The organism is Rossellomorea sp. FS2 (genome assembly GCF_047915635.1).
Taxonomy (GTDB): Bacteria; Bacillota; Bacilli; order Bacillales; family Bacillaceae_B; genus Rossellomorea; species Rossellomorea marisflavi_A.
The window spans coordinates 39,815-61,207 of the sequence record NZ_JBLRVS010000008.1 but is presented as its reverse complement, the minus strand read 5'-3'; the positions used below and the strand labels follow the sequence as shown (position 1 = coordinate 61,207).

The 21,393-nt window shown below is 48.8% G+C and carries 24 protein-coding genes and 1 other annotated feature; all 24 genes read left to right on the top strand.

Annotated features, from left to right (window positions below; genetic code table 11):
- The first annotated feature begins 977 nt into the window (after positions 1-977).
- The 24 genes from ACNA6I_RS22675 to ACNA6I_RS22560 all read left to right on the top strand — a co-directional run bounded on the left by ACNA6I_RS22675 (position 978) and on the right by ACNA6I_RS22560 (position 21,364).
- A complete protein-coding gene (locus ACNA6I_RS22675; protein ID WP_048007580.1) occupies positions 978-1,439 on the top strand; it encodes a CtsR family transcriptional regulator in 462 nt (153 codons plus the stop codon).
- 20 nt (positions 1,440-1,459) lie between these two features.
- Positions 1,460-2,002, top strand: coding sequence for a UvrB/UvrC motif-containing protein (locus tag ACNA6I_RS22670; RefSeq protein WP_048007581.1), 543 nt, complete (start codon positions 1,460-1,462; stop codon positions 2,000-2,002).
- The gene (locus tag ACNA6I_RS22665; protein WP_048007582.1) at positions 1,999-3,084 is read left to right on the top strand and encodes a protein arginine kinase; all 1,086 of its coding nucleotides are present in this window, start codon (positions 1,999-2,001) and stop codon (positions 3,082-3,084) included. The genes ACNA6I_RS22670 and ACNA6I_RS22665 overlap by 4 nt, the downstream gene beginning before the upstream one ends.
- Complete coding sequence (gene clpC, locus ACNA6I_RS22660) at positions 3,081-5,525, top strand: ATP-dependent protease ATP-binding subunit ClpC (protein WP_048007583.1); 2,445 nt, start codon at positions 3,081-3,083, stop codon at positions 5,523-5,525. The genes ACNA6I_RS22665 and clpC overlap by 4 nt, the downstream gene beginning before the upstream one ends.
- Before the next feature lie 124 nt (positions 5,526-5,649).
- Entirely contained in the window at positions 5,650-7,020 is a 1,371-nt protein-coding gene (radA, locus tag ACNA6I_RS22655; RefSeq protein WP_048007584.1) for a DNA repair protein RadA, read from the top strand.
- Between the two features lie 4 nt (positions 7,021-7,024).
- Positions 7,025-8,098: a DNA integrity scanning diadenylate cyclase DisA gene (gene disA / locus ACNA6I_RS22650; RefSeq protein WP_048007585.1), complete on the top strand. Its 1,074-nt coding sequence runs from the start codon at positions 7,025-7,027 to the stop codon at positions 8,096-8,098.
- A gap of 186 nt (positions 8,099-8,284) precedes the next feature.
- Positions 8,285-9,373 (top strand): PIN/TRAM domain-containing protein, encoded by a 1,089-nt coding sequence (locus ACNA6I_RS22645; RefSeq protein ID WP_048007586.1) that lies wholly within the window; start codon positions 8,285-8,287, stop codon positions 9,371-9,373.
- A 67-nt stretch (positions 9,374-9,440) separates the two neighbouring features.
- Entirely contained in the window at positions 9,441-10,139 is a 699-nt protein-coding gene (ispD, locus tag ACNA6I_RS22640) for a 2-C-methyl-D-erythritol 4-phosphate cytidylyltransferase (RefSeq protein WP_048013965.1), read from the top strand.
- The gene (gene ispF, locus ACNA6I_RS22635) at positions 10,132-10,608 is read left to right on the top strand and encodes a 2-C-methyl-D-erythritol 2,4-cyclodiphosphate synthase (RefSeq protein ID WP_048007588.1); all 477 of its coding nucleotides are present in this window, start codon (positions 10,132-10,134) and stop codon (positions 10,606-10,608) included. Before ispD ends, ispF begins: the two co-directional genes overlap by 8 nt.
- Positions 10,609-10,674: 66 nt before the next feature.
- The gene (gene gltX, locus ACNA6I_RS22630; protein ID WP_416314211.1) at positions 10,675-12,132 is read left to right on the top strand and encodes a glutamate--tRNA ligase; all 1,458 of its coding nucleotides are present in this window, start codon (positions 10,675-10,677) and stop codon (positions 12,130-12,132) included.
- 311 nt (positions 12,133-12,443) lie between these two features.
- Positions 12,444-13,094, top strand: coding sequence for a serine O-acetyltransferase (gene cysE, locus ACNA6I_RS22625; protein ID WP_048007590.1), 651 nt, complete (start codon positions 12,444-12,446; stop codon positions 13,092-13,094).
- A complete protein-coding gene (gene cysS, locus ACNA6I_RS22620) occupies positions 13,091-14,488 on the top strand; it encodes a cysteine--tRNA ligase (RefSeq protein WP_048007591.1) in 1,398 nt (465 codons plus the stop codon). Before cysE ends, cysS begins: the two co-directional genes overlap by 4 nt.
- Positions 14,489-14,490: 2 nt before the next feature.
- Positions 14,491-14,910, top strand: coding sequence for a Mini-ribonuclease 3 (locus tag ACNA6I_RS22615; protein ID WP_048007592.1), 420 nt, complete (start codon positions 14,491-14,493; stop codon positions 14,908-14,910).
- The gene (rlmB, locus tag ACNA6I_RS22610) at positions 14,907-15,656 is read left to right on the top strand and encodes a 23S rRNA (guanosine(2251)-2'-O)-methyltransferase RlmB (protein ID WP_048007593.1); all 750 of its coding nucleotides are present in this window, start codon (positions 14,907-14,909) and stop codon (positions 15,654-15,656) included. The genes ACNA6I_RS22615 and rlmB overlap by 4 nt, the downstream gene beginning before the upstream one ends.
- Before the next feature lie 2 nt (positions 15,657-15,658).
- Entirely contained in the window at positions 15,659-16,168 is a 510-nt protein-coding gene (locus ACNA6I_RS22605) for an NYN domain-containing protein (protein ID WP_048007594.1), read from the top strand.
- Positions 16,169-16,284: 116 nt separating this feature from the next.
- Positions 16,285-16,890: an RNA polymerase sporulation sigma factor SigH gene (sigH, locus tag ACNA6I_RS22600; RefSeq protein ID WP_370294868.1), complete on the top strand. Its 606-nt coding sequence runs from the start codon at positions 16,285-16,287 to the stop codon at positions 16,888-16,890.
- Positions 16,891-16,971: 81 nt separating this feature from the next.
- A complete protein-coding gene (gene rpmG / locus ACNA6I_RS22595; protein ID WP_079513658.1) occupies positions 16,972-17,118 on the top strand; it encodes a 50S ribosomal protein L33 in 147 nt (48 codons plus the stop codon).
- A gap of 49 nt (positions 17,119-17,167) precedes the next feature.
- On the top strand, positions 17,168-17,347 hold the full coding sequence (gene secE / locus ACNA6I_RS22590; protein ID WP_048007596.1) for a preprotein translocase subunit SecE: 180 nt from the start codon (positions 17,168-17,170) through the stop codon (positions 17,345-17,347).
- Positions 17,348-17,522: 175 nt separating this feature from the next.
- The gene (gene nusG, locus ACNA6I_RS22585) at positions 17,523-18,056 is read left to right on the top strand and encodes a transcription termination/antitermination protein NusG (protein ID WP_048007597.1); all 534 of its coding nucleotides are present in this window, start codon (positions 17,523-17,525) and stop codon (positions 18,054-18,056) included.
- 174 nt (positions 18,057-18,230) lie between these two features.
- Positions 18,231-18,656 (top strand): 50S ribosomal protein L11, encoded by a 426-nt coding sequence (gene rplK, locus ACNA6I_RS22580; RefSeq protein WP_048007598.1) that lies wholly within the window; start codon positions 18,231-18,233, stop codon positions 18,654-18,656.
- 122 nt (positions 18,657-18,778) lie between these two features.
- On the top strand, positions 18,779-19,477 hold the full coding sequence (gene rplA / locus ACNA6I_RS22575) for a 50S ribosomal protein L1 (protein WP_048007599.1): 699 nt from the start codon (positions 18,779-18,781) through the stop codon (positions 19,475-19,477).
- Positions 19,478-19,529: 52 nt separating this feature from the next.
- Positions 19,530-19,673: a sequence feature (ribosomal protein L10 leader region), on the top strand.
- 41 nt (positions 19,674-19,714) lie between these two features.
- On the top strand, positions 19,715-20,215 hold the full coding sequence (rplJ, locus tag ACNA6I_RS22570; RefSeq protein WP_048007600.1) for a 50S ribosomal protein L10: 501 nt from the start codon (positions 19,715-19,717) through the stop codon (positions 20,213-20,215).
- 58 nt (positions 20,216-20,273) lie between these two features.
- Positions 20,274-20,633, top strand: coding sequence for a 50S ribosomal protein L7/L12 (gene rplL, locus ACNA6I_RS22565; protein WP_048007601.1), 360 nt, complete (start codon positions 20,274-20,276; stop codon positions 20,631-20,633).
- Between the two features lie 122 nt (positions 20,634-20,755).
- Positions 20,756-21,364 (top strand): class I SAM-dependent methyltransferase, encoded by a 609-nt coding sequence (locus ACNA6I_RS22560; protein WP_416314210.1) that lies wholly within the window; start codon positions 20,756-20,758, stop codon positions 21,362-21,364.
- Positions 21,365-21,393 lie beyond the last annotated feature (29 nt).

The following is a 21,393-nucleotide window of genomic DNA, read 5'->3' as shown; positions in this document are numbered from 1 at the left end:
TGTTGGTTTTTTCGTTGGCGGGTAGTGGTGTTGGTCGTTTTAATGGGGTGTTTGGGGAGGGGGAAGAGACCTTTAGAGCATTGATGACCTGTGGGAGTATGAGATCAGCCAAGCGGGATGGACAGAGGTGTTATCTGGAGATGAGGCCAAGGGGGAGCGCTTATTTGCGACTTTTTTGCGTTCCAAGCGAAGGGAGACCGATACGTGCGAACAGGGTTCTGATATTAGCGATGTTTTTCCAAGTAATGGGTCATTTTTCACTCCTGACACCGTTCGACATTTTTCACAACGCCTATGGAGGACGTTGAGCCTTCTGGACCCACCGTTCTCCTCCGCCCGCCAAAAATATCAGCGGAAATTCATCATTTATTTGCAATATTTTTAATCCTATTTGCGAAAATCAACTTTTTACCTGCGAAATTGATCATCGCCCGTTTTCCTATTTGCGATTCATTCCCTTTATGTGCGAACGGCCGCATATACTTGCGGAACCCTAATAGTATCTGCAATTCTAATTCGAATAAAAATCCCGTCTAAAATCACCTAAACCATTCCAATAGTTGGCGTTCTGTCTGTGTACAACCCTTAAGAAATATGTTATTGACGCTCCAAAATGACACAGTCCCCACTATTGAAAACCATCAAAACTCGTTACCCTCTCATTCTGAAAACATATACAGAGGTCCAGAATCTAAATGATATAACCCTACAGTTCAAAATGTACGCCACTCCTACGCTTTAATATCCATTCTCTTTACTGAACTCTTCCGAAAACCCCGCACATCCAAAGAAGGACTAACCCCACACAAAGTCGAATATACACCTAATTCGAATTTTCCGTTTTTAATCGATCTTCACGTTTAAAATCCCTCCTAAACAGAAAAGCTTTTAAGGCTATGCTTCTTCATTGCAAAGATTGAAGCCCGGTTGTATAATTATAGTCAAATATAGTCAAAGTCAAATGAGGAGGAGGTTTAATGAGGAATATTTCCGACATCATCGAAAATTACCTGAAGAATGTATTGGATTTAAGTGAATCTGAAATCGTCGAAATTAAAAGAAGTGAGATCGCAGATAAGTTCCAATGTGTTCCTTCTCAAATAAATTATGTGATCAATACCCGCTTCACCATCGAGAAAGGGTATGTGGTCGAGAGTAAGCGAGGCGGAGGGGGTTACATCCGCATCATGCGGGTGAAGGCTCATGATCAGCTGCATCTTATTGATCAGCTGGTGGCCCTCATTACTCAGAAAATCAGTCAAAATACGGCGGCTGATATCGTTTTCCGACTCGTGGAAGAGGATATAATATCTGAAAGAGAGGCAAAGATCATGCTGAGTGTCATGGATCGATCTGTGATCATGGTCGAGTTGCCTGAACGGGATATACTCCGGGGCAGGATGCTCCGGGCTATGCTGGATACGTTAAAATACGAGTAAGAATGTAAGAGGTGAATGGAATGATGTGTCAGGAGTGCAATGAGAATCCGGCAACCCTTCATTTCACGAAAGTTGTGAACGGAGAGAAGACCGAGGTCCATCTGTGTGAGCAATGTGCTCAGGATAAAGGAACGATGTTCGAGAATTCGGCAGCCTTTACGGTGAATAATCTGTTGGCCGGTTTATTGAATATCACCCCCGGCTTCAAGCAGGCACAGGAGCAGGAAGCGCCGAAAAAGGAAGTTCTTCAGTGTCCGAAATGCAAATTGACATTCCAACAGTTTACGAGCATCGGTCGGTTTGGATGTTCGGAGTGTTATAAGACATTCAACAGCGAGCTCGATCCGATCCTGAAGAGGGTGCACAGTGGGAATATGGAGCACCACGGAAAGGTGCCCGAAAGAATGGGTGGCACCATCCAGATCAAGAAGCAGATCAAGAAGCTGAGAACGGAACTTCAGACCCTCATCGAAGAGGAGGAGTTTGAGAGAGCAGCCGAGACGAGAGACCGCATTCGTTCCCTTGAACGTGACATGAGACAGGAAGGGGGAGGTGCAGAATGAGTCTGGAACGATTTCTAAGCAATACGGTCAGTTCGTGGATGAATGAAGAAGGACCCCAATCGGATATTGTCCTGAGTTCACGGGTTCGTTTGGCAAGGAATCTGACTGACTTCCGTTTTTCAACCCTTTATTCAGCTGAGGAAGCAGGGCAGATCGTAGAACGGGTGAAGGAGAAGCTGTCTTCTTTCCCTAAAGAGCTGGGGGAACTCGAATTTTTACCTACGAGTGAGATTCAGCCTTTGGAAAAAAGGGTATTGATGGAGAAACACCTCATCAGTCCGAATCTGGCAGAAGATAAGAATGTCGGGGCTGTCCTTTTATCACCAGATGAAGATATAAGCATAATGGTAAATGAAGAGGATCATATCCGAATACAGTGTCTGTATCCGGGACTCCAACTGAAGCAGGCCCTCTCCCGTGCCAATGAGCTTGATGACTGGTTTGAAAGCGAACTGGACTTTGCGTTCGATGAGAAGCACGGATACCTGACCACTTGCCCTACGAATGTAGGAACAGGGCTCAGGGCATCGGTCATGGTCCACCTTCCGGGATTGGTCCTTACCCAGCAGATGAACCGGATCATACCGGCGATCAATCAGCTTGGTCTCGTCGTCAGGGGGATCTACGGTGAAGGCAGTGAAGCCCTGGGGAATATCTTTCAAATCTCCAATCAGACGACCCTCGGTAAGTCAGAAGGGGATATCGTGGAAGATCTCATCAGCGTGGTGAATCAGATCATTGCCAAGGAACTGACGGCGAGGGAGGCATTAGTTCAGACCTCCAACATACAATTAGAAGATAGGGTCTTCAGATCGCTGGGGGTGCTGGAGCATAGCCGCATCATTGAATCGAAGGAAGCGGCCAAATGCCTGTCGGATGTTCGTCTGGGCATCGATCTCGGCATGATCCACAGTCTCTCCAAAAATATTTTGAATGAATTGATGATTTTGACCCAACCGGGTTTTTTACAACAATATTCCGGAGGTCCGTTGCGACCGAATGAACGGGACATAAGAAGGTCTTCCTTGATCAGGGAGCGAATTAGATTGGATAAAGATACATGTGAGGAGGAAGAATCATGATGTTTGGTCGATTTACAGAAAGAGCTCAAAAAGTATTGGCATTAGCCCAGGAAGAAGCCATCCGACTAGCCCATAATAACATCGGCACTGAACATATCCTGCTAGGCCTCGTACGTGAAGGCGAAGGGATTGCAGCCAAGGCACTGACTGCCCTTGGACTAAGCCCAGAGAAGATCCAGAAGGAAGTGGAGGGTCTGATCGGGAAAGGAACGGAGAAGTCCCAGACGATCCACTATACGCCCCGCGCGAAGAAAGTCATCGAACTTTCCATGGATGAAGCAAGGAAGCTCGGTCACTCCTATGTGGGGACAGAGCACATCCTTCTCGGTCTGATCCGTGAAGGGGAAGGCGTGGCAGCACGTGTGCTTGGAAACCTTGGCGTAAGCTTGAATAAAGCAAGGCAGCAGGTCCTCCAGCTCCTCGGCAACAACGATTCAGGCGGACATCAGGGAGGCGGCAGCACGAATGCCAACACGCCGACACTTGATAGCCTTGCGCGCGACCTGACGGCGATTGCCCGTGAAGGAAGCCTTGACCCGGTCATCGGACGAAGCAAGGAAATCCAACGTGTCATCGAAGTGTTGAGCCGTCGTACGAAGAACAATCCGGTCCTTATCGGGGAACCCGGTGTCGGTAAGACGGCGATTGCTGAAGGCCTTGCCCAGCAGATCATCGCGAATGAAGTACCGGAGATCCTCCGTGATAAGCGTGTCATGACCCTTGATATGGGAACGGTCGTTGCCGGTACGAAATACCGTGGTGAGTTCGAGGACCGCTTGAAAAAAGTGATGGATGAGATCCGTCAGGCAGGGAATATCATCCTCTTCATCGATGAGCTCCACACGCTGATCGGGGCAGGAGGGGCCGAAGGGGCGATCGATGCTTCCAACATCCTCAAGCCTTCCCTTGCACGTGGAGAACTGCAATGCATCGGGGCGACGACCCTTGATGAATATCGTAAGTATATCGAGAAGGATGCAGCCCTTGAGCGCCGGTTCCAGCCGATCCAGGTCAATGAGCCGACAGCAGAGGAGTCCATCCAGATCCTTAAAGGTCTTCGTGACCGCTATGAAGCACATCACCGCGTATCCATCACGGATGCAGCCATCGATGCCGCTGTGAAACTATCAGACCGCTATATTTCAGACCGCTTCCTTCCGGATAAAGCGATCGATTTGATTGATGAAGCCGGTTCTAAGGTCCGTCTCCGCTCGTATACGACTCCGCCGAACCTGAAGGAGCTTGAAGCGAGACTGGAAGAGATCCGCAAAGAGAAAGATGCAGCGGTTCAGAGCCAGGAGTTTGAAAAAGCCGCTTCCCTCCGCGATTCCGAGCAGAAGCTTCGTGAAGAGCTGGAAGAAACGAAGAATACATGGAAAGAAAAGCAGGGGCAGGAAAATACCGAAGTCACAGTGGAAGATATCGCGAAGGTCGTGTCCAACTGGACAGGAGTACCTGTATCCAAGCTTGCTCAAACAGAAACAGATCGTCTCTTGAAGCTTGAAGAAATCCTGCACTCCCGTGTCATCGGCCAATCCGAAGCGGTTGTCGCCGTATCGAAAGCGGTGCGCCGTGCGCGTGCAGGACTGAAGGATCCTAAGCGTCCAATCGGTTCATTCATCTTCCTCGGTCCTACCGGTGTAGGGAAAACCGAATTGGCCCGTGCTCTCGCGGAATCCATGTTCGGTGATGAAGAAGCGATGATCCGGATCGATATGTCGGAATACATGGAGAAGCATTCCACTTCCCGTCTCGTCGGTTCACCTCCGGGATATGTCGGGTACGAAGAAGGCGGTCAGCTGACTGAGAAAGTCCGTCGCAAACCATATTCCGTCGTGCTCCTCGATGAAATCGAAAAAGCACATCCCGATGTCTTCAATATCCTTCTGCAAGTCTTGGAAGATGGTCGTTTGACTGACTCCAAAGGAAGGACCGTCGACTTCAGGAACACAGTTCTGATCATGACATCGAACGTCGGGGCACAGTCCCTTAAAGCCAATAAGCATATGGGCTTCAATATCCAGGACGGGAAACAGGATTACAAAGATATGAAAGGGAAAGTGATGGAGGAACTGAAGCGTGCCTTCCGCCCCGAATTCCTGAACCGTATCGATGAAATCATCGTCTTCCATTCATTGGAGAAAGATCATCTGAAAGAGATCGTGACCCTTATGTCGAATCAACTCACGAAGCGCCTCAAGGAGCAGGATATCCATCTCGAGCTTTCTGCGGCTGCCAAGGAGAAGATTGCGGACGAAGGATTCGATCCTGAATACGGTGCAAGACCGCTCCGCAGGGCCATTCAGAAATATGTCGAAGATAAGCTTTCTGAAGAGCTCCTGAGAGGGAAAGTCTTGACGGGTCAAGACATCCTCATTGATGTCGAAGGGGAAGAGTTCGTCGTCAAATTGAAAGAAGAAGCAACCAATTCAACTCCTTGATGGTAAAAGGAAGAGGTACACGGTCATGAACCTGTGCCTCTTTTTTTCCATAAGAAGCAAAGAGTATGTATAGCCGGGACGCGCCCGGTATAGTAATAAGACTAGGAAGAGGAGTAGGATCGTTTTGGCAAAAAAGAAGACAAAATTCGTATGTTCATCCTGCGGGTATGAATCAGCAAAATGGATGGGGAAATGTCCCGGATGTAATGAGTGGAACACGATGGTGGAAGAAGTGGCGATTACGGGTAAGCAGCCCCGAGGTGCATTCCAACACAGCGAAGGGCCATCAAAGGCTGAAAAACTGACATCCATCGAGACGATGCAAGAGCCCCGTGTCCTTACTGATTCCAAAGAGCTTAACCGTGTACTTGGAGGCGGAGTGGTGCCGGGATCGCTTGTGTTGATAGGGGGAGACCCGGGAATAGGGAAATCCACCCTGCTGTTGCAAGTATCTTCACAGCTTGCCGAACAAAAGCAAAAAGTACTTTATATCTCAGGTGAAGAGTCCATCAAGCAGACCAAACTGCGTGCGGACCGGCTGAATATCACGGCTGATGACCTATACATATATGCAGAAACCAACCTGCAGTCGATCCACCAGACCATCGATCAGCTTTCACCCGACTTTGTCATCATCGACTCCATTCAGACCATCTATCATCCGGAGGTCACTTCGGCGCCGGGAAGCGTATCGCAGGTGCGGGAATGTACGGCGGAATTGATGCGGATCGGTAAGACGAAAGGAATTGCCATTTTCATCGTCGGACATGTGACCAAGGAAGGATCCATTGCCGGTCCACGCCTGCTGGAGCATATGGTCGACACCGTGCTCTATTTCGAAGGGGAGCGCCACCATTCCTACAGAATCTTGAGGGCGGTGAAAAACCGTTTCGGTTCTACGAATGAGATGGGGATCTTCGAAATGAAGGAGCTGGGTCTTGAAGAAGTCGCAAATCCTTCGGAGATCTTCCTCGAAGAACGTTCACAGGGATCGGCCGGTTCGACGGTCGTTGCATCCATGGAAGGAACAAGGCCGGTGCTTGTGGAAATCCAAGCCCTCGTCACACCGACGAGCTTCAATAACCCGAGACGTATGGCAACTGGAATCGACCATAGCAGGGTCTCCCTGATCATGGCTGTTCTTGAGAAGCGGGCGGGGATGCTCCTTCAGCAACAGGATGCCTACCTTAAGGTCGCAGGTGGAGTGAAGCTGGATGAGCCGGCTATCGATTTGGCCGTAGCGGCGAGCATTGCTTCAAGCTTCAGGGACAAAGCCTCACGCGCACAGGATTGCATCATCGGGGAAGTGGGGCTGACCGGGGAGATCCGGCGCGTCTCACGAATCGAGCAGAGGGTGCAGGAAGCGGCGAAGCTTGGCTTCCAGCGCGTCATCATCCCTCAGAACAATATCGGGGGTTGGCAGGCACCGGGCGGAATCGAAGTGGTCGGTGTATCCGATATCCATCAAGCGTTGGGTATGATTTTAGGAGGATAACAAAATGGAAGATAAAAAGGCTAAGGATAAATCCATATCGGACATTTTACAGTTCGTCGCCCCCGGTGCCCCTATCCGGGATGGCATCGATAATGTGCTCAGGGCCAATACCGGCGGATTGATCGTCGTCGGATATAACGACAAGGTCAAGTCCGTCCTCGACGGCGGCTTTCATATCAACTGTCCGTTTTCACCCAGCTATCTGTATGAGCTGGCGAAAATGGACGGGGCAATCGTCCTGAACGAATCAGGGACGAAGATCATCCTGGCGAATGCCCAGCTTGCCCCTGATGTGTATGTGCCTTCCACGGAAACAGGGATGAGGCATCGTACGGCAGAGAGGGTGGCAAGGCAGACGAATGCCCTTGTCATTGCCATCTCACAGCGCCGTAACGTCATCACCCTGTACCAGGGCAATTTCCGATACGCCCTGAAGGACATTTCCGTCATCCTGACCAAAGCCAATCAGGCTGTGCAGACACTGGAGAAATATAAGGTCGTCCTCGACCAGAGCATCTCCAATCTATCGGTTCTGGAGTTTGAAGAGTTGGTGACCCAGAGCGACCTGCTTCAGGTTCTCCATCGATTCGAAATGGTTCTCAGGATCAAAAATGAGCTTCTTACGTATTTGAGTGAACTCGGTACTGAGGGAAGACTGATCCGCCTGCAGATGAATGAACTCCTTTCAGACATCGAGAGCGAGGCGATGCTGATCTTCCGGGATTACGCCATGGACCGAAACGTCAAGGCATTCGAGCTTCTATACAAGTTCCAGGAGCTTGTGCGCTCCGAGGTGCTTGAAGACAATGTGCTCCTGAAGCTCCTTGGCTATCAAGGCTACCCTCATCATGATGAGGCGATGTTCCCGCGCGGATACCGTGTATTGAATAAGATCCCGCGTCTTCCGATCGTGATCATTGAGAACGTGATCAATGAGTATGATGCCCTTCATCACATTGTGAAAGCGACAGTGGAAGACCTCGATGAAGTGGAAGGGATCGGGGAAGTGAGGGCGCGCAAGATTAAAGAAGGTCTCAAGCTCATAAAGGAACAAACGTTCGCTGACCGGCAATTATAGCACACAAGTCCCGGTTTGATAAAAGGGAGAAATGCCCTGTTTCCAAAAAATTGACAGTGCAATCCCCGAGTGTTAGCCTTTTCATGAGGGCCTCTATCATCATTCGTGAAATTGAAGAAAATTAGTCAAGAATCTCACGTTTTAAAAATCATAAATTGTTTATAATGGATAGGAGGAGGTGAAGGTATGTTAAAAAGAATCGTTCAGGCATGCTTCCTTATCGTAGGTGGTACACTAGGGATCCTATTGATTCCGGAGTTATTGTCGGTCATCAACATGGCGGATATTTCATTAATCAATAATGCATATATGACTGCTATATTAGGTGCCATTATTTTTTATATTATTTCGTTCTGGGCAGTCGAGTATGTGGTGAACTTTGTCAAATGGTTCGAAGATAGTTTGGTAAAGGCCCCGGTGACGGATTTGCTCTTTGGAAGTCTTGGTCTGATTATCGGATTGATTGTGGCGTACCTGTTGGGAATTGCCGTCAATCAGCTTGAATTCCCGATTTTGAATGCGGTCGTACCGGTACTCTTGACCTTGCTGCTTGGGTATCTTGGTTTCCAGGTCGGCTTCAAGAAGCGGGATGAAATGGTAGGGCTCTTCGGTAATTCTCGTTCGAAGAAGAAAGATTCCGAAGAAGATGATGAGGCGAACGCCGTGAAGACGCTCAAGATCCTCGATACAAGCGTGATCATCGACGGACGTATCGCAGACATCTGTCAGACAGGATTCCTCGAAGGGATCATCGTCATTCCTCAGTTCGTCCTCGAAGAGCTCCAGCATATCGCGGATTCATCCGATGTATTGAAGCGGAATCGTGGACGCCGCGGACTGGATATCCTGAACCGCATCCAGAAGGAATTGCCGGTTGAGGTCCAGATCTATGAAGGGGACTTCGAAGAGATCCAAGAGGTGGATTCCAAGCTTGTGAAGCTTGCGAAACTCACGAACGGAATCGTTGTGACCAATGATTTCAACCTGAATAAGGTATGTGACCTTCAAGGGGTACAAGTATTGAATATCAATGACCTGGCGAACGCCGTTAAGCCTGTGGTCCTTCCTGGTGAAGAACTGAAGGTACAAGTGATCAAAGACGGTAAAGAGCATAATCAGGGCATTGCCTACCTCGATGACGGAACGATGATCGTCGTGGAGGAAGGGCGCAACTACATCGGCAAATATATCGATGTCCTTGTCACTTCGGTACTGCAGACCTCCGCGGGGCGGATGATCTTCGCAAAGCCGAAACAATTGGAAAAAGCGCTCTAAGCCTGACTCCTTTGACCCGGTAAGGTATAATGGATGAATACTAGAGGAAGTCAAAGGAGTTAATCATATGGAGTATCAAGTGGTCATCCCGGCTGCCGGAAGGGGCAAACGGATGAAAGCGGATCGGAATAAGCTGCTTCTTGAGTTGGACGGGGCACCCATCATTGTCCATACCCTTCAAGTGTTCGACCGGGATCCCCTGTGCCAGGGGATCTTTGTTGCTATCCATCCCGATGAACGGGAGGAGTTCGACGCTCTGATCGATCGTCATGATATCGGCAAGGATATCCGACTCGTCGACGGGGGGAAAGAAAGACAGGATAGCGTCTATCAGGCATTGCTTGAGGTCGATCATGAAGTCGTACTCGTTCATGATGGTGCCAGGCCGTTCATTTCCCGGTCGGTCATCCACGAGCTCGCTGAGCGGGCTGGGGAGACAGGTGGGGCGATTGCCGCGGTTCCGGTAAAGGATACCATCAAGAAAGTCATGGATGGGAAAGTCGAAGAAACGATCGAGCGCTCAAGCTTGTGGATGGTGCAGACCCCACAGGCTTTTCGCGTTTCATCCTTGAAAAAAGCCCACGATGCAGCAAGGGACGAAGGGTTCCTCGGGACCGATGACGCTTCTCTCGTGGAGCGTCTGGGAGAAGACGTGTCCATCGTGGAAAGTGATTATGACAATATCAAACTGACGACGCCGGAGGATATGTTTTTTGCCGAGGCGATACTGAAGAAGAGAACTGAAGGAGGAAAACATCATGTTTAGAATCGGACAAGGCTTCGATGTGCATCAACTAGTAGAGGATCGCCCATTGATCATGGGCGGCATCACGATCCCGTATGAGAAAGGGCTTCTGGGGCATTCTGATGCCGACGTCCTTCTTCATGCCGTGGCGGATGCCTGTCTCGGTGCCATTGCTGCCGGTGATATCGGGAAACATTTCCCCGATACCGAAGAGGAGTTCAAGGATGCAGATTCGGCCAAGCTGCTTCAGCATGTATGGACAATGGTCAAAGAGGAAGGCTATGAACTGGGGAATATCGATTGCACCATCATCGCCCAAAAGCCGAAGATGGCCCCATATATCGATGAGATGAGAGCAAGGATCGCCGAGCTTCTCGAAGCGGATCCATCACAGGTGAATGTAAAGGCCACAACATCCGAAAAACTTGGTTTCACCGGACGCGGAGAAGGGATCGCTGCTCAGACGACGGTTCTGGTGAAGCAAAAGTAAGACCCTTTATTCCGGTTTCGAACGGTGGTAAACTAATACAAGCAGAATCATAGAGGAGGAACGAATATGTCAAACGAAGTACGCGTACGTTATGCCCCGAGTCCAACGGGTCATTTACATATCGGTAATGCCCGTACGGCCCTATTCAACTATCTATATGCCCGCAGTGTGGGCGGGAAATTCATCATCCGCATCGAGGATACGGATAAGAAGCGTAACATTGAAGGCGGAGAAGAAAGCCAGCTCAAGTATCTTCAGTGGCTTGGGATCGACTGGGATGAAAGTGTGGATAAGGAAGGCGAATACGGCCCTTATCGTCAATCCGAGCGGAACCATATTTACGAACAGTATTTAAATGAGCTTCTTGAAAGCGGAAAAGCTTATAAATGCTATTGTACGGAAGAGGAGCTGGAAGCTGAACGGGAAGCCCAAAGCGCATCCGGCCAGATGCCACGCTACTCCGGTAAATGCCGCAACCTGACAGCAGAAGAGCAGGAGAAGCTTACAGCGGAAGGACGTCAGCCGAGCATCCGTTTCCGTGTGCCGGAAGGTCGCGTATTTTCTTTCAACGATATCGTGAAGGAAGAAGTATCATTCGAATCCGACGGGATTGGTGATTTTGTCATCGGGAAGAAAGACGGTACACCGACGTATAACTTTGCCGTAGCAGTCGATGATTACCTTATGAAGATTTCCCATGTGCTTCGCGGAGAGGACCATATCTCCAATACACCGAAGCAGCTCATGATCTTTGATGCCCTAGGCTGGGAGCCGCCGGTATATGGTCATATGACCCTGATCGTGAATGAAAGCCGCAAGAAGCTGAGTAAGCGTGATGAGAGCATCATCCAGTTCATCGAGCAGTATGAAGCCCTCGGCTATCTGCCTGAAGCGCTCTTCAACTTCATCGCCCTGCTTGGCTGGTCGCCAAAAGGAGAAGACGAGTTGTTCTCTAGGGAAGAATTCATCAAGATCTTCGACCCTGAGCGCCTTTCCACATCGTCTGCCCTGTTCGATAATCAGAAGCTGACGTGGATGAACAACCAGTATATGAAATCCCTGGACCTTGATCAGGTGGTCGCTCTTGCTGAACCGCATTTGATCAAAGCAGGCAAGATCAGCGGGAACCCGACTGCAGAAGAGCATGAGTGGGTTCGTCGCGTTGTCGGTCTCTACCAGGAGCAAATGAGCTTCGGAGCTGAAATCGTCGAGCTTTCAGAGATGTTCTTCAAAGATGATCTGGAATATGATGCAGAAGCGAAAGCGGTATTGGACGAGGAAGAGGTCCCTGAAGTGCTTCGTGCATTCCTTGAGGAGATCGATTCCTTAGAGAATTACGAAGCGGCAGAAATTAAAAAGTCCATCAAAAATGTCCAGAAGTCGACGGGACACAAAGGCAAGAAGCTCTTCATGCCGATCCGCGTGGCCGTTACCGGTCAGACACATGGTCCGGAACTTCCGAATGCCATTGAGTTGTTGGGGAAAGATAAAGTGAAACTTCGCCTTAAAGGACTTTTAGGTTAACATTTCGCAGGGAATGTAATATAGTAAGAGTATCACGAATTGGATAAATCGCGTTGAAGAGGAGAAGTAGGGATACGGATGCTGACTAGAGAGGACCATCACCGGCTGAAAGTGGTCTGAGCCCCTCCGTTCCTGAAATGCACCTCTGAGTCCGTTGCTGAACATATAAGTAGGTGATGGCGGCTTCCACCGTTAACAGGATCCGAGTTGGGGAGTGATCCCAATCAGAGTGGAACCGCGCTTGCCTACAGCGTCTCTGTCATTTGACAGGGGCGTTTTTTTATTGAGCGATTGAAAGGAGGGGGATGGGCATGTTCAAGACATTTAAAGAAGACATCGATGTCGTGTTCGATCAAGATCCGGCGGCGAGGAATTATTTTGAAGTGGTCCTCACGTATTCGGGACTACATGCCATCTGGGCCCACAGGGTGGCCCACGCATTTTTCAAGCGGAGATTCTTCTTCCTGGCCCGCGTGATTTCTCAGATCAGCCGGTTCTTCACCGGGGTGGAGATCCATCCTGGCGCCAAGATCGGACGCCGGTTCTTCATCGATCACGGGATGGGCGTGGTCATCGGTGAAACGTGTGAGATCGGGGACAACGTCACCTTGTTCCAGGGGGTCACACTCGGGGGTACGGGTAAAGAAAAAGGAAAGCGGCACCCTACGATAAGGGACAATGCCCTCATCGCGACGGGAGCGAAAGTGTTAGGTTCCATCGTAGTTGGGGAAAATTCTAAAGTAGGGGCAGGATCGGTCGTCTTGAAAGATGTCCCGGCGAACTCCACTGTCGTGGGCATCCCAGGGAAGGTCGTGATCCAGGACGGGGTAAAGATCCAGAAGGACCTGAACCACTGCGACCTGCCGGATCCGATCAATGACCGGATCAAACAGCTGCAAGCAGAAATCGAAGAACTCAGGATTCTATTACAAGAGGAACATGGAAGGAGTCGATCGTCTTGACGATCCGTTTATATAATACACTCACAAGACAAAAGGAAGAATTCAAGCCGCTTGAAGAAGGAAAGGTCAAGATGTACGTGTGCGGACCCACGGTCTACAACTACATCCATATCGGGAATGCCCGACCGGCGATCGTATTCGATACGGTACGCCGATACTTGGAATACCGGGACTATGATGTGAAATTCGTTTCCAATTTCACCGATGTCGACGATAAGCTCATCAAGGCGGCCAACGAACTCGGAGAAGAAGTGCCGACAATCGCCAAGCGTTTCATCGACGCCTATTTTGAAGACACCGGAGCCCTCGGATGCCAGAAAGCCGATATTCATCCGACGGTGACAGATAACATCGATACCATCATTGAATTCATCTCAGCCCTTGTCGATAAAGGATTTGCCTATGAATCACAAGGCGATGTTTACTACCGCACAAGGAAGTTTGACGGATATGGGAAGCTGTCCCATCAGTCCATCGACGAGTTGAAGGTCGGGGCGCGGATCGATGTGGGTGACAAAAAAGAAGACGAACTCGATTTCGTCCTCTGGAAATCGGCGAAAGAAGGGGAAATCTCATGGGAAAGCCCTTGGGGGCATGGACGTCCCGGCTGGCATATCGAGTGCTCGGCCATGGCGAAGCGCTACCTCGGGGATACGATCGATATCCACGCAGGCGGACAGGATCTCACATTCCCCCATCACGAAAATGAGATTGCCCAGTCAGAGGCACTGACTGGAAAACCGTTCGCGAAATACTGGCTTCATAATGGATATATCAATATTGATAACGAAAAGATGTCGAAGTCACTGGGGAACTTTGTTTTGGTCCACGACATCATCAAGGAACATGACCCGCAGGTCCTTCGTTTCTTCATGCTGTCGGTCCATTACCGCCATCCGATCAACTATAACCTTGAGCTTCTGGAGAATGCCAAGACGGCCCTGGACCGTATCCGCACCTCTTATGATAATCTCCAGCACCGCAAGGAAACGAGTGCCAATCTTGCGGATCACGATCAAGAATGGTTCGACAAAGTCGCGGGCCTCAAAGACCAATTCATCGAAGCGATGGACGATGACTTCAACACGGCGAACGGGATCTCCTCCCTGTTCGAACTTTCCAGGCAGGCGAACTATTACCTTATGGAGAAAAACACATCGACGGCTGTCATCGATTCATTCCTCGCCCAGTTCGAAGAGTTCTTCGGCGTGCTGGGTCTCTCCCTTGCCAGTGAGGAACTTGTAGATGAAGAGATCGATGAACTCATCGAGAAGCGGCTACAAGCTCGTAAGGACCGTGACTTCCAATTGGCGGATGAAATCCGTGATACGTTGAAAGCCCGGAATATCATTCTTGAAGACACTCCTCAAGGCACGCGCTGGAAAAGAGGTTGACGATGCTGTACGAAACGAATGAGCACATCGATGCGAAACAAATGAATCCATTGGCCTTGGCCTATATGGGGGATGCCGTATATGAAACCTACGTGCGGCAACTCCTCCTCACCAAAGGCAGGGTCAAGCCCAATCAACTTCACCGGGCTGCCACAAGCTATGTGTCGGCAAAGTCACAGGCGGCGATCCTTAAGTGGATGTTCGAGGAAGAGATCCTCTCAGAAGAGGAAGTCCTGGTGGTCAAACGGGGAAGGAACGCGAAATCCGGCACCACCCCCAAGAATACAGACGTGCAGACGTATAAGCATAGTACAGCTTTTGAAGCCCTGATCGGATTCCTTTTCCTTCAGAACCGCATCGAGCGGCTGGAGGAACTGATCACGTTGATCTTTGAACAGAAAGGAAAGGAGGAAAGAGCATGAGTAATGAATTAGATTTTATTGGAGGACGGAATCCCGTCATCGAAGCATTGAAGTCGGGGCGTGATATCAACAAGATTTGGATCCAGGAGGGATCCCAGAAGGGGTCGATGCAGCAGGTCATCGGTCTGGCGAAGGACTCCAATATCCTGGTCCAGTTCGTACCGAAGAAGAAAATTGAACAGATGGTTCCCGAGAATCATCAGGGTGTCGTCGCATCGGTTGCAGCGTATCAGTATGCAGAGATCGATGACCTGTTCAAGAAGGCACAGGAAAAGGGGGAGGATCCTTTCTTCCTGATCTTGGACGAGCTTGAAGATCCACATAACCTCGGTTCCATCATGCGGACAGCTGATGCGTCAGGTGCACACGGGATCATCATCCCGAAACGCCGAGCCGTCGGTTTGACGTCAACAGTGGCCAAAGCGTCCACCGGGGCCATTGAGCATATCCCTGTGGCCCGCGTCACCAACCTGTCACGTGCGGTCGAGGAACTGAAGGACCGCGGCGTATGGATTGCCGGTACGGATGCCAAGGGCAGCCAGGATTACCGCCGGCTCGACGGCACGCTTCCAATCGGCTTGATCATCGGAAGCGAGGGCAAGGGGATGAGCAGGATCCTGAGGGATAAATGCGACTTCCTGGTCCAACTGCCGATGATCGGACATGTGACATCATTGAATGCCTCGGTGGCAGCCAGTATTTTAATGTATGAGGTTCACCGCAATCGCCACCCGCTGGGAGAATAGCCATGGACATTCTCCTAGTGGACGGATATAACATCATCGGTGCCTGGCACGAGCTGAACGAGCTGAAGAAGAAGGACTTGTCGGCTGCCAGGGATCGCCTGGTGGAACAGATGGCTGAATACCAAGGGTATACCGGCTATCGGGTGATCGTCATATTCGACGCCTATTACGTGCAGGGAATCGCAAGGAAATACAATAACTACAAGGTGGAAGTGATTTTCACCAAAGAGAACGAGACGGCCGATGAGCGGATCGAGAAACTCGCCATCGAGCTCAACAACATCAAGACGCAGATTCATGTGGCGACGTCCGACTTCACGGAGCAGTGGGCGATATTCGGTCAGGGAGCCCTGCGCAAATCGGCAAGGGAACTTCTGAACGAAGTAAATGCCATCGAAAAGAAAATCGAAAAAAAAGTACGAAATTCGACAGACCGAAAGCCCCCTACGAAAATACCGTTGTCGAATGAAGTCGCTGAAATCTTTGAGAAATGGCGGCGCGGCGAGCGATGACCGGTTGACGATTGAATTTTCTGTAATGTATAATATTTCTATCTATTGCTATGCGCGGGGGGATGTCTGTGAGCAATATCACCAGGACAGAAGCATTTGACGAGAAATTGGTGACAATGGATGACGAAGCAATCATAGAAGCGGTTCATCAGGGTCATAGCGAAGCGCTGGATTATTTGATTAAGAAATATCGTAATTTCGTAAGGGCGAAAGCACGTTCCTACTTCCTGATCGGTGCAGATAAAGAAGATATCGTGCAGGAAGGGATGATCGGCCTTTATAAGGCGATCCGCGACTACAGGGAGGACAAGCTGACCTCTTTCAAGGCGTTCGCGGAACTGTGCATCACCCGCCAGATCATAACAGCCATCAAGACAGCCACGAGACAGAAACATATACCGCTCAATTCCTACGTGTCATTGGACAAGCCGATTTATGATGACGAATCGGACAGAACGCTGCTCGATGTCATCTCAGGTGCGAAAGTCATGGATCCTGAAGCTCTCATCATCAACCGTGAAGAATTCGATAATATGGAAGATAAGATGGCCGAGCTCCTGAGTGATCTTGAACGGAAGGTGCTCGCATTGTATCTTGACGGGCAATCCTACCAGGAAATCTCAGAAGAGCTGAACCGCCATGTGAAGTCCATCGATAACGCATTGCAGCGGGTGAAGCGGAAGCTTGAACGCTACCTGGAAGTCCGGGAAATAACCATGTAACCGTATTGACACAATTTGGTGACCGTGTTATTTTTGATAGGACTTACAATGGACCGAATAGGGTCCGGACCGGGTGATAAGATGACAAAGAAACTAATACTGGCCTGTACCGTTTGCGGTTCGCGGAACTACAGCGTACCCGGCAAGCAGAATCAGTCCGTTCGATTAGAATTGAAGAAGTTCTGTAATACTTGCAATTCCCATACCCTTCACAAAGAGACAAAATGACGGGGACGGAAACTCTACAGCATTGATACTAGTTGGAGGTTACTAACGGATGTTTAAATTCTTTCGCAACGTAGCATCGGAAATGAGGAAGGTTAGCTGGCCGTCCCGCAAAGAGCTGACGCGCTATACCATCACGGTCATCACGACCGTCATCGTTTTCGCCTTGTTCTTCACGGTGATCGACCTTGGTATATCAGAACTCATGCGACTCCTCATTGATTCAAAATAGAAAAGAAACAGAGATTTACCTGTATATATACCGTCAAAGCATGGTATAATGGACGATAATAGAGTACTGACCTTTGAGCCCGTTACCTTTTACGGGTTTTTTACATTGTCTGAAAGCAGATGATGGAAGTGTATTCTTACTAAGCGAGGAGGGACGGACTGGAGAGTCCTAACATATGGAGAAGAATTGGTATGTGGTCCACACGTATTCAGGATATGAGAACAAAGTCAAAGCCAACCTGGAAAAGCGCGTAGAAACCATGGGGATGCAAGATAAGATCTTCCGTGTCATCGTGCCTGAAGAGGAAGAGACAGATATCAAGAACGGCAAGAAAAAAGTAATCAAGAAGAAGGTATTTCCGGGTTATGTCATCGTTGAGATCGTCATGACGGACGATTCATGGTATGTGGTACGGAATACTCCGGGTGTGACAGGATTCGTCGGTTCATCGGGATCCGGATCCAAACCGACGGCACTGCTTCCGGAAGAAGTGACCAATCTGTTGAAACAGATGGGCATGAGCGAGAAGAAAGTAGAAGTGGATTATGAGCTCGGCGAAACGGTCAAGGTCAACGAAGGTCCATTCGCGAACTTCACCGGGACAATCGAAGAAATAGACTCTTCCAAAACGAAGCTCAAGGTGCACGTCAATATGTTCGGCCGCGATACGCCGGTTGAACTTGATTTCTCTCAAGTCGATAAATTATAATGGAAAAGAACTTGAAATCACTCTGAAAAAATGATACTATTTCATAAGTCAGTGCGTCTCGACGAGAGCCACTGAACCTAATAGACGTTCTTTATGTTGATAAAGACATTTTTTACATGAGTGGGAGGGTGTACAACCCAATAACCACATCACGGACTTAAGGAGGTGTGTCTCGTGGCTAAAAAAGTTATCAAAATGGTTAAATTGCAGATTCCTGCCGGTAAAGCTAATCCAGCTCCACCAGTTGGTCCTGCACTAGGTCAAGCAGGTGTTAACATCATGGGATTCTGTAAGGAATTCAATGCTCGCACAGCCGATCAAGCTGGCTTAATCATTCCTGTTGAAATCACGGTTTTTGAAGACCGTTCATTTACATTCATCACTAAAACTCCACCTGCTGCTGTATTGCTTAAGAAAGCAGCTGGTATCGAGTCTGGTTCAGGCGAACCGAACAGCAAAAAAGTGGCAACACTTAAACGCGATAAAGTACGTGAAATTGCTGAATCAAAAATGCCTGACCTGAATGCAGCTAGCGTTGAATCAGCTATGCGCATGGTAGAAGGAACTGCACGCAGCATGGGAATCGTCATCGAAGACTAATCCCTGCTTCCGCTATAGTTCCTGTTGACTGAGGTTGCGATGATGAAATGTACGTTTCACTCTCGCAACCTTATTTCGTGGGAGGTTATTCCGCTAAAACCACAATGAGGAGGATATTCAAAATGGCTAAAAAAGGCAAGAAGTTTCTTGAAGCTCAAAAGCTAGTAGATCGTACTACTGCTTATTCAGTTGAAGAAGCAATCGAACTAGTTAAGAAAACAAACTTCGCTAAGTTTGACGCGACTGTTGAAGTAGCGTTCCGCTTAGGTGTAGATACTCGTAAAAACGACCAGCAGATCCGTGGAGCAGTCGTGCTTCCACACGGTACTGGTAAAACTCAAAAGGTTCTTGTATTCGCTAAAGGCGAAAAAGCAAAAGAAGCAGAAGCTGCTGGCGCTGACTTCGTAGGTGATGCAGACCTTATCAACAAAATCAACCAAGGTTGGTTCGAGTTCGACGTAATCGTTGCAACTCCAGACATGATGGGTGAAGTTGGTAAGCTTGGTCGCGTATTGGGACCAAAAGGCCTTATGCCAAACCCTAAAACTGGAACTGTTACATTCGACGTTGAAAAAGCTGTCAACGAAATCAAAGCTGGTAAAGTTGAGTACCGTGCTGACAAAGCTGGTAACGTACACGTACCGGTTGGTAAAGTATCTTTCGACAACGAAAAGCTTGTTGAAAACTTTGCTACGATGTATGACACAATGCTTAAAGCTAAACCTGCTGCAGCAAAAGGAACTTACGTGAAGAACGTTTCCGTAACTTCTACAATGGGACCTGGCGTTAAAGTCGATCCTTCAACTTTCGCTGTTAAGTAATATTTGGCATTGACTTGCCGCAGGCTAATGGTTATAATTAGTCCTGTTGTGAAAAATGAATACATTTGTACCGTAGACAGTAGGAGCCTTCACCGGCTTAATCCCCTACCGAGGTAATTGCGATAAAATACATGCTTCCGGCGTGTTTGCAATGCCCTTGTGTCTACCCGATGCAAGGGCATCTTTTATTGGATGACGGTATGAATGTTCATCAGTAAATCTACAGGAGGTGTAATGATGAGCAGCATTCTAGAGCAAAAGCAACACATCGTCGGAGAAATCTCTGACAAACTAAAAAACAGTGTGTCAACAATCATTGTTGACTATCGTGGACTTGATGTTTCCGAAGTAACTGAACTTCGTAAACAACTTCGCGAAGCTGGAATCGACTTCAAAGTGTACAAAAATACTATGACACGTCGTGCAGCTGCTGAAGCAGGTCTTGAAGGTCTTAACGAATTCCTAACTGGTCCAAACGCAATCGCGTTCAGCACGGAAGAAGTTGTAGCTCCTGCCAAGATCCTTAACGCTTTCGCGAAAGATCACGAAAACCTTGAAATCAAAGCGGGTGTCATCGAAGGTCAAATCACTTCCGTTGAGGATGTTAAAGCAATCGCTGAACTTCCAAGCCGCGAAGGACTTCTTTCTATGCTACTCAGCGTGCTTCAAGCACCAATGCGCAACTTCGCGTTGGCTACAAAAGCCGTTGCCGATCAAAAAGAAGAGCAAGGCGCGTAAGTTAAAGCAAGCCGTTTAATAAAACCAATAACGAACCATAACAAGGAGGAAATATAAAATGAGTAAAGAGCAAATCATTGACGCGATCAAAGAAATGTCAGTTCTTGAACTAAACGACCTAGTTAAAGCAATCGAAGAAGAATTCGGAGTAACTGCTGCTGCACCTGTAGCTGTAGCTGCTGGTGGCGGAGAAGCTGCTGCTGAAAAAACTGAATTCGACGTTATCCTTGAGAGCGCTGGAGCTCAAAAAATCAAAGTCATCAAAGTCGTTCGCGAAATCACAGGTCTTGGCCTTAAAGAAGCGAAAGAAGTTGTTGATAACACTCCAAAACCACTTAAAGAAGGTATTTCTAAAGAGGAAGCTGAAGAACTTAAAGCTAAACTTGAAGAAGTTGGAGCTGGCGTAGAAGTTAAGTAATTCAACTTATAGAAGAAAAGCTCGCTATCATGGCGGGCTTTTTTCTTGCTTTTACCTGTGTGGTGCGCTCACAGGTGGATTCCTGCGTGACCCAGTCAGGCAGATCAGAGGAGTTGATTTCAGTGACAAACCACTATTATTCACAAAATCCTGAAGTCGGGAGTGATCCCCAGCACTTCACCTTCGATCTTCGCGGCCGTTCATTCCGGTTCAAAACCGATCATGGTGTCTTTTCGAAGAAAGAAGTCGATTTCGGCTCACGGGTGCTGATCGGTGCATTCGAACTGCCCGGAGTCGATGGGCCAGTCCTGGATGTAGGGTGTGGCTACGGTCCGATCGGATTGTCTCTGGCGAAAGAGTTTCCAGAACGGACGATCCATATGATCGATGTAAATGAAAGGGCGCTTTCCCTTGCATCTGAAAATGCCGCGGCCAACGGAGTCGGGAATGTGGAAATCTACCAAAGTGATCGTTTTGAACAAGTAGAAGAGAAGAAGTTCTCTGCAATCTTGACCAATCCCCCGATCAGGGCAGGTAAAGAAACGGTACATGCGATCTTCACAGAGAGTGCAGAGCATCTGGCGGAAAACGGCGAGCTATGGGTTGTGATCCAGAAGAAGCAGGGTGCGCCTTCGGCCATGGAGAAAATGGAAGAACTATTTTCCAACGTGGAAGTGGTCGTGAAGAAGAAGGGGTACTACATCCTGAAATCTGTGAAAGAAATTCGTTGACGTAGCATTTCTGCTATGATAACATTATA

Excerpts from the sequence above, each read along its gene's own strand:
- ACNA6I_RS22675 (WP_048007580.1), top strand. The coding sequence starts at position 978 with ATGAGGAATATTTCCGACATCATCGAAAATTACCTGAAGAATGTATTG.
- ACNA6I_RS22670 (WP_048007581.1), top strand. The coding sequence starts at position 1,460 with ATGATGTGTCAGGAGTGCAATGAGAATCCGGCAACCCTTCATTTCACG.
- ACNA6I_RS22665 (WP_048007582.1), top strand. The coding sequence starts at position 1,999 with ATGAGTCTGGAACGATTTCTAAGCAATACGGTCAGTTCGTGGATGAAT.
- clpC (WP_048007583.1), top strand. The coding sequence starts at position 3,081 with ATGATGTTTGGTCGATTTACAGAAAGAGCTCAAAAAGTATTGGCATTA.
- disA (WP_048007585.1), top strand. The coding sequence starts at position 7,025 with ATGGAAGATAAAAAGGCTAAGGATAAATCCATATCGGACATTTTACAG.
- ACNA6I_RS22645 (WP_048007586.1), top strand. The coding sequence starts at position 8,285 with ATGTTAAAAAGAATCGTTCAGGCATGCTTCCTTATCGTAGGTGGTACA.
- ispD (WP_048013965.1), top strand. The coding sequence starts at position 9,441 with ATGGAGTATCAAGTGGTCATCCCGGCTGCCGGAAGGGGCAAACGGATG.
- ispF (WP_048007588.1), top strand. The coding sequence starts at position 10,132 with ATGTTTAGAATCGGACAAGGCTTCGATGTGCATCAACTAGTAGAGGAT.
- gltX (WP_416314211.1), top strand. The coding sequence starts at position 10,675 with ATGTCAAACGAAGTACGCGTACGTTATGCCCCGAGTCCAACGGGTCAT.
- cysE (WP_048007590.1), top strand. The coding sequence starts at position 12,444 with ATGTTCAAGACATTTAAAGAAGACATCGATGTCGTGTTCGATCAAGAT.
- ACNA6I_RS22615 (WP_048007592.1), top strand. The coding sequence starts at position 14,491 with ATGCTGTACGAAACGAATGAGCACATCGATGCGAAACAAATGAATCCA.
- rlmB (WP_048007593.1), top strand. The coding sequence starts at position 14,907 with ATGAGTAATGAATTAGATTTTATTGGAGGACGGAATCCCGTCATCGAA.
- ACNA6I_RS22605 (WP_048007594.1), top strand. The coding sequence starts at position 15,659 with ATGGACATTCTCCTAGTGGACGGATATAACATCATCGGTGCCTGGCAC.
- sigH (WP_370294868.1), top strand. The coding sequence starts at position 16,285 with ATGGATGACGAAGCAATCATAGAAGCGGTTCATCAGGGTCATAGCGAA.
- rpmG (WP_079513658.1), top strand. The coding sequence starts at position 16,972 with ATGACAAAGAAACTAATACTGGCCTGTACCGTTTGCGGTTCGCGGAAC.
- secE (WP_048007596.1), top strand. The coding sequence starts at position 17,168 with ATGTTTAAATTCTTTCGCAACGTAGCATCGGAAATGAGGAAGGTTAGC.
- nusG (WP_048007597.1), top strand. The coding sequence starts at position 17,523 with ATGGAGAAGAATTGGTATGTGGTCCACACGTATTCAGGATATGAGAAC.
- rplA (WP_048007599.1), top strand. The coding sequence starts at position 18,779 with ATGGCTAAAAAAGGCAAGAAGTTTCTTGAAGCTCAAAAGCTAGTAGAT.
- rplJ (WP_048007600.1), top strand. The coding sequence starts at position 19,715 with ATGAGCAGCATTCTAGAGCAAAAGCAACACATCGTCGGAGAAATCTCT.
- rplL (WP_048007601.1), top strand. The coding sequence starts at position 20,274 with ATGAGTAAAGAGCAAATCATTGACGCGATCAAAGAAATGTCAGTTCTT.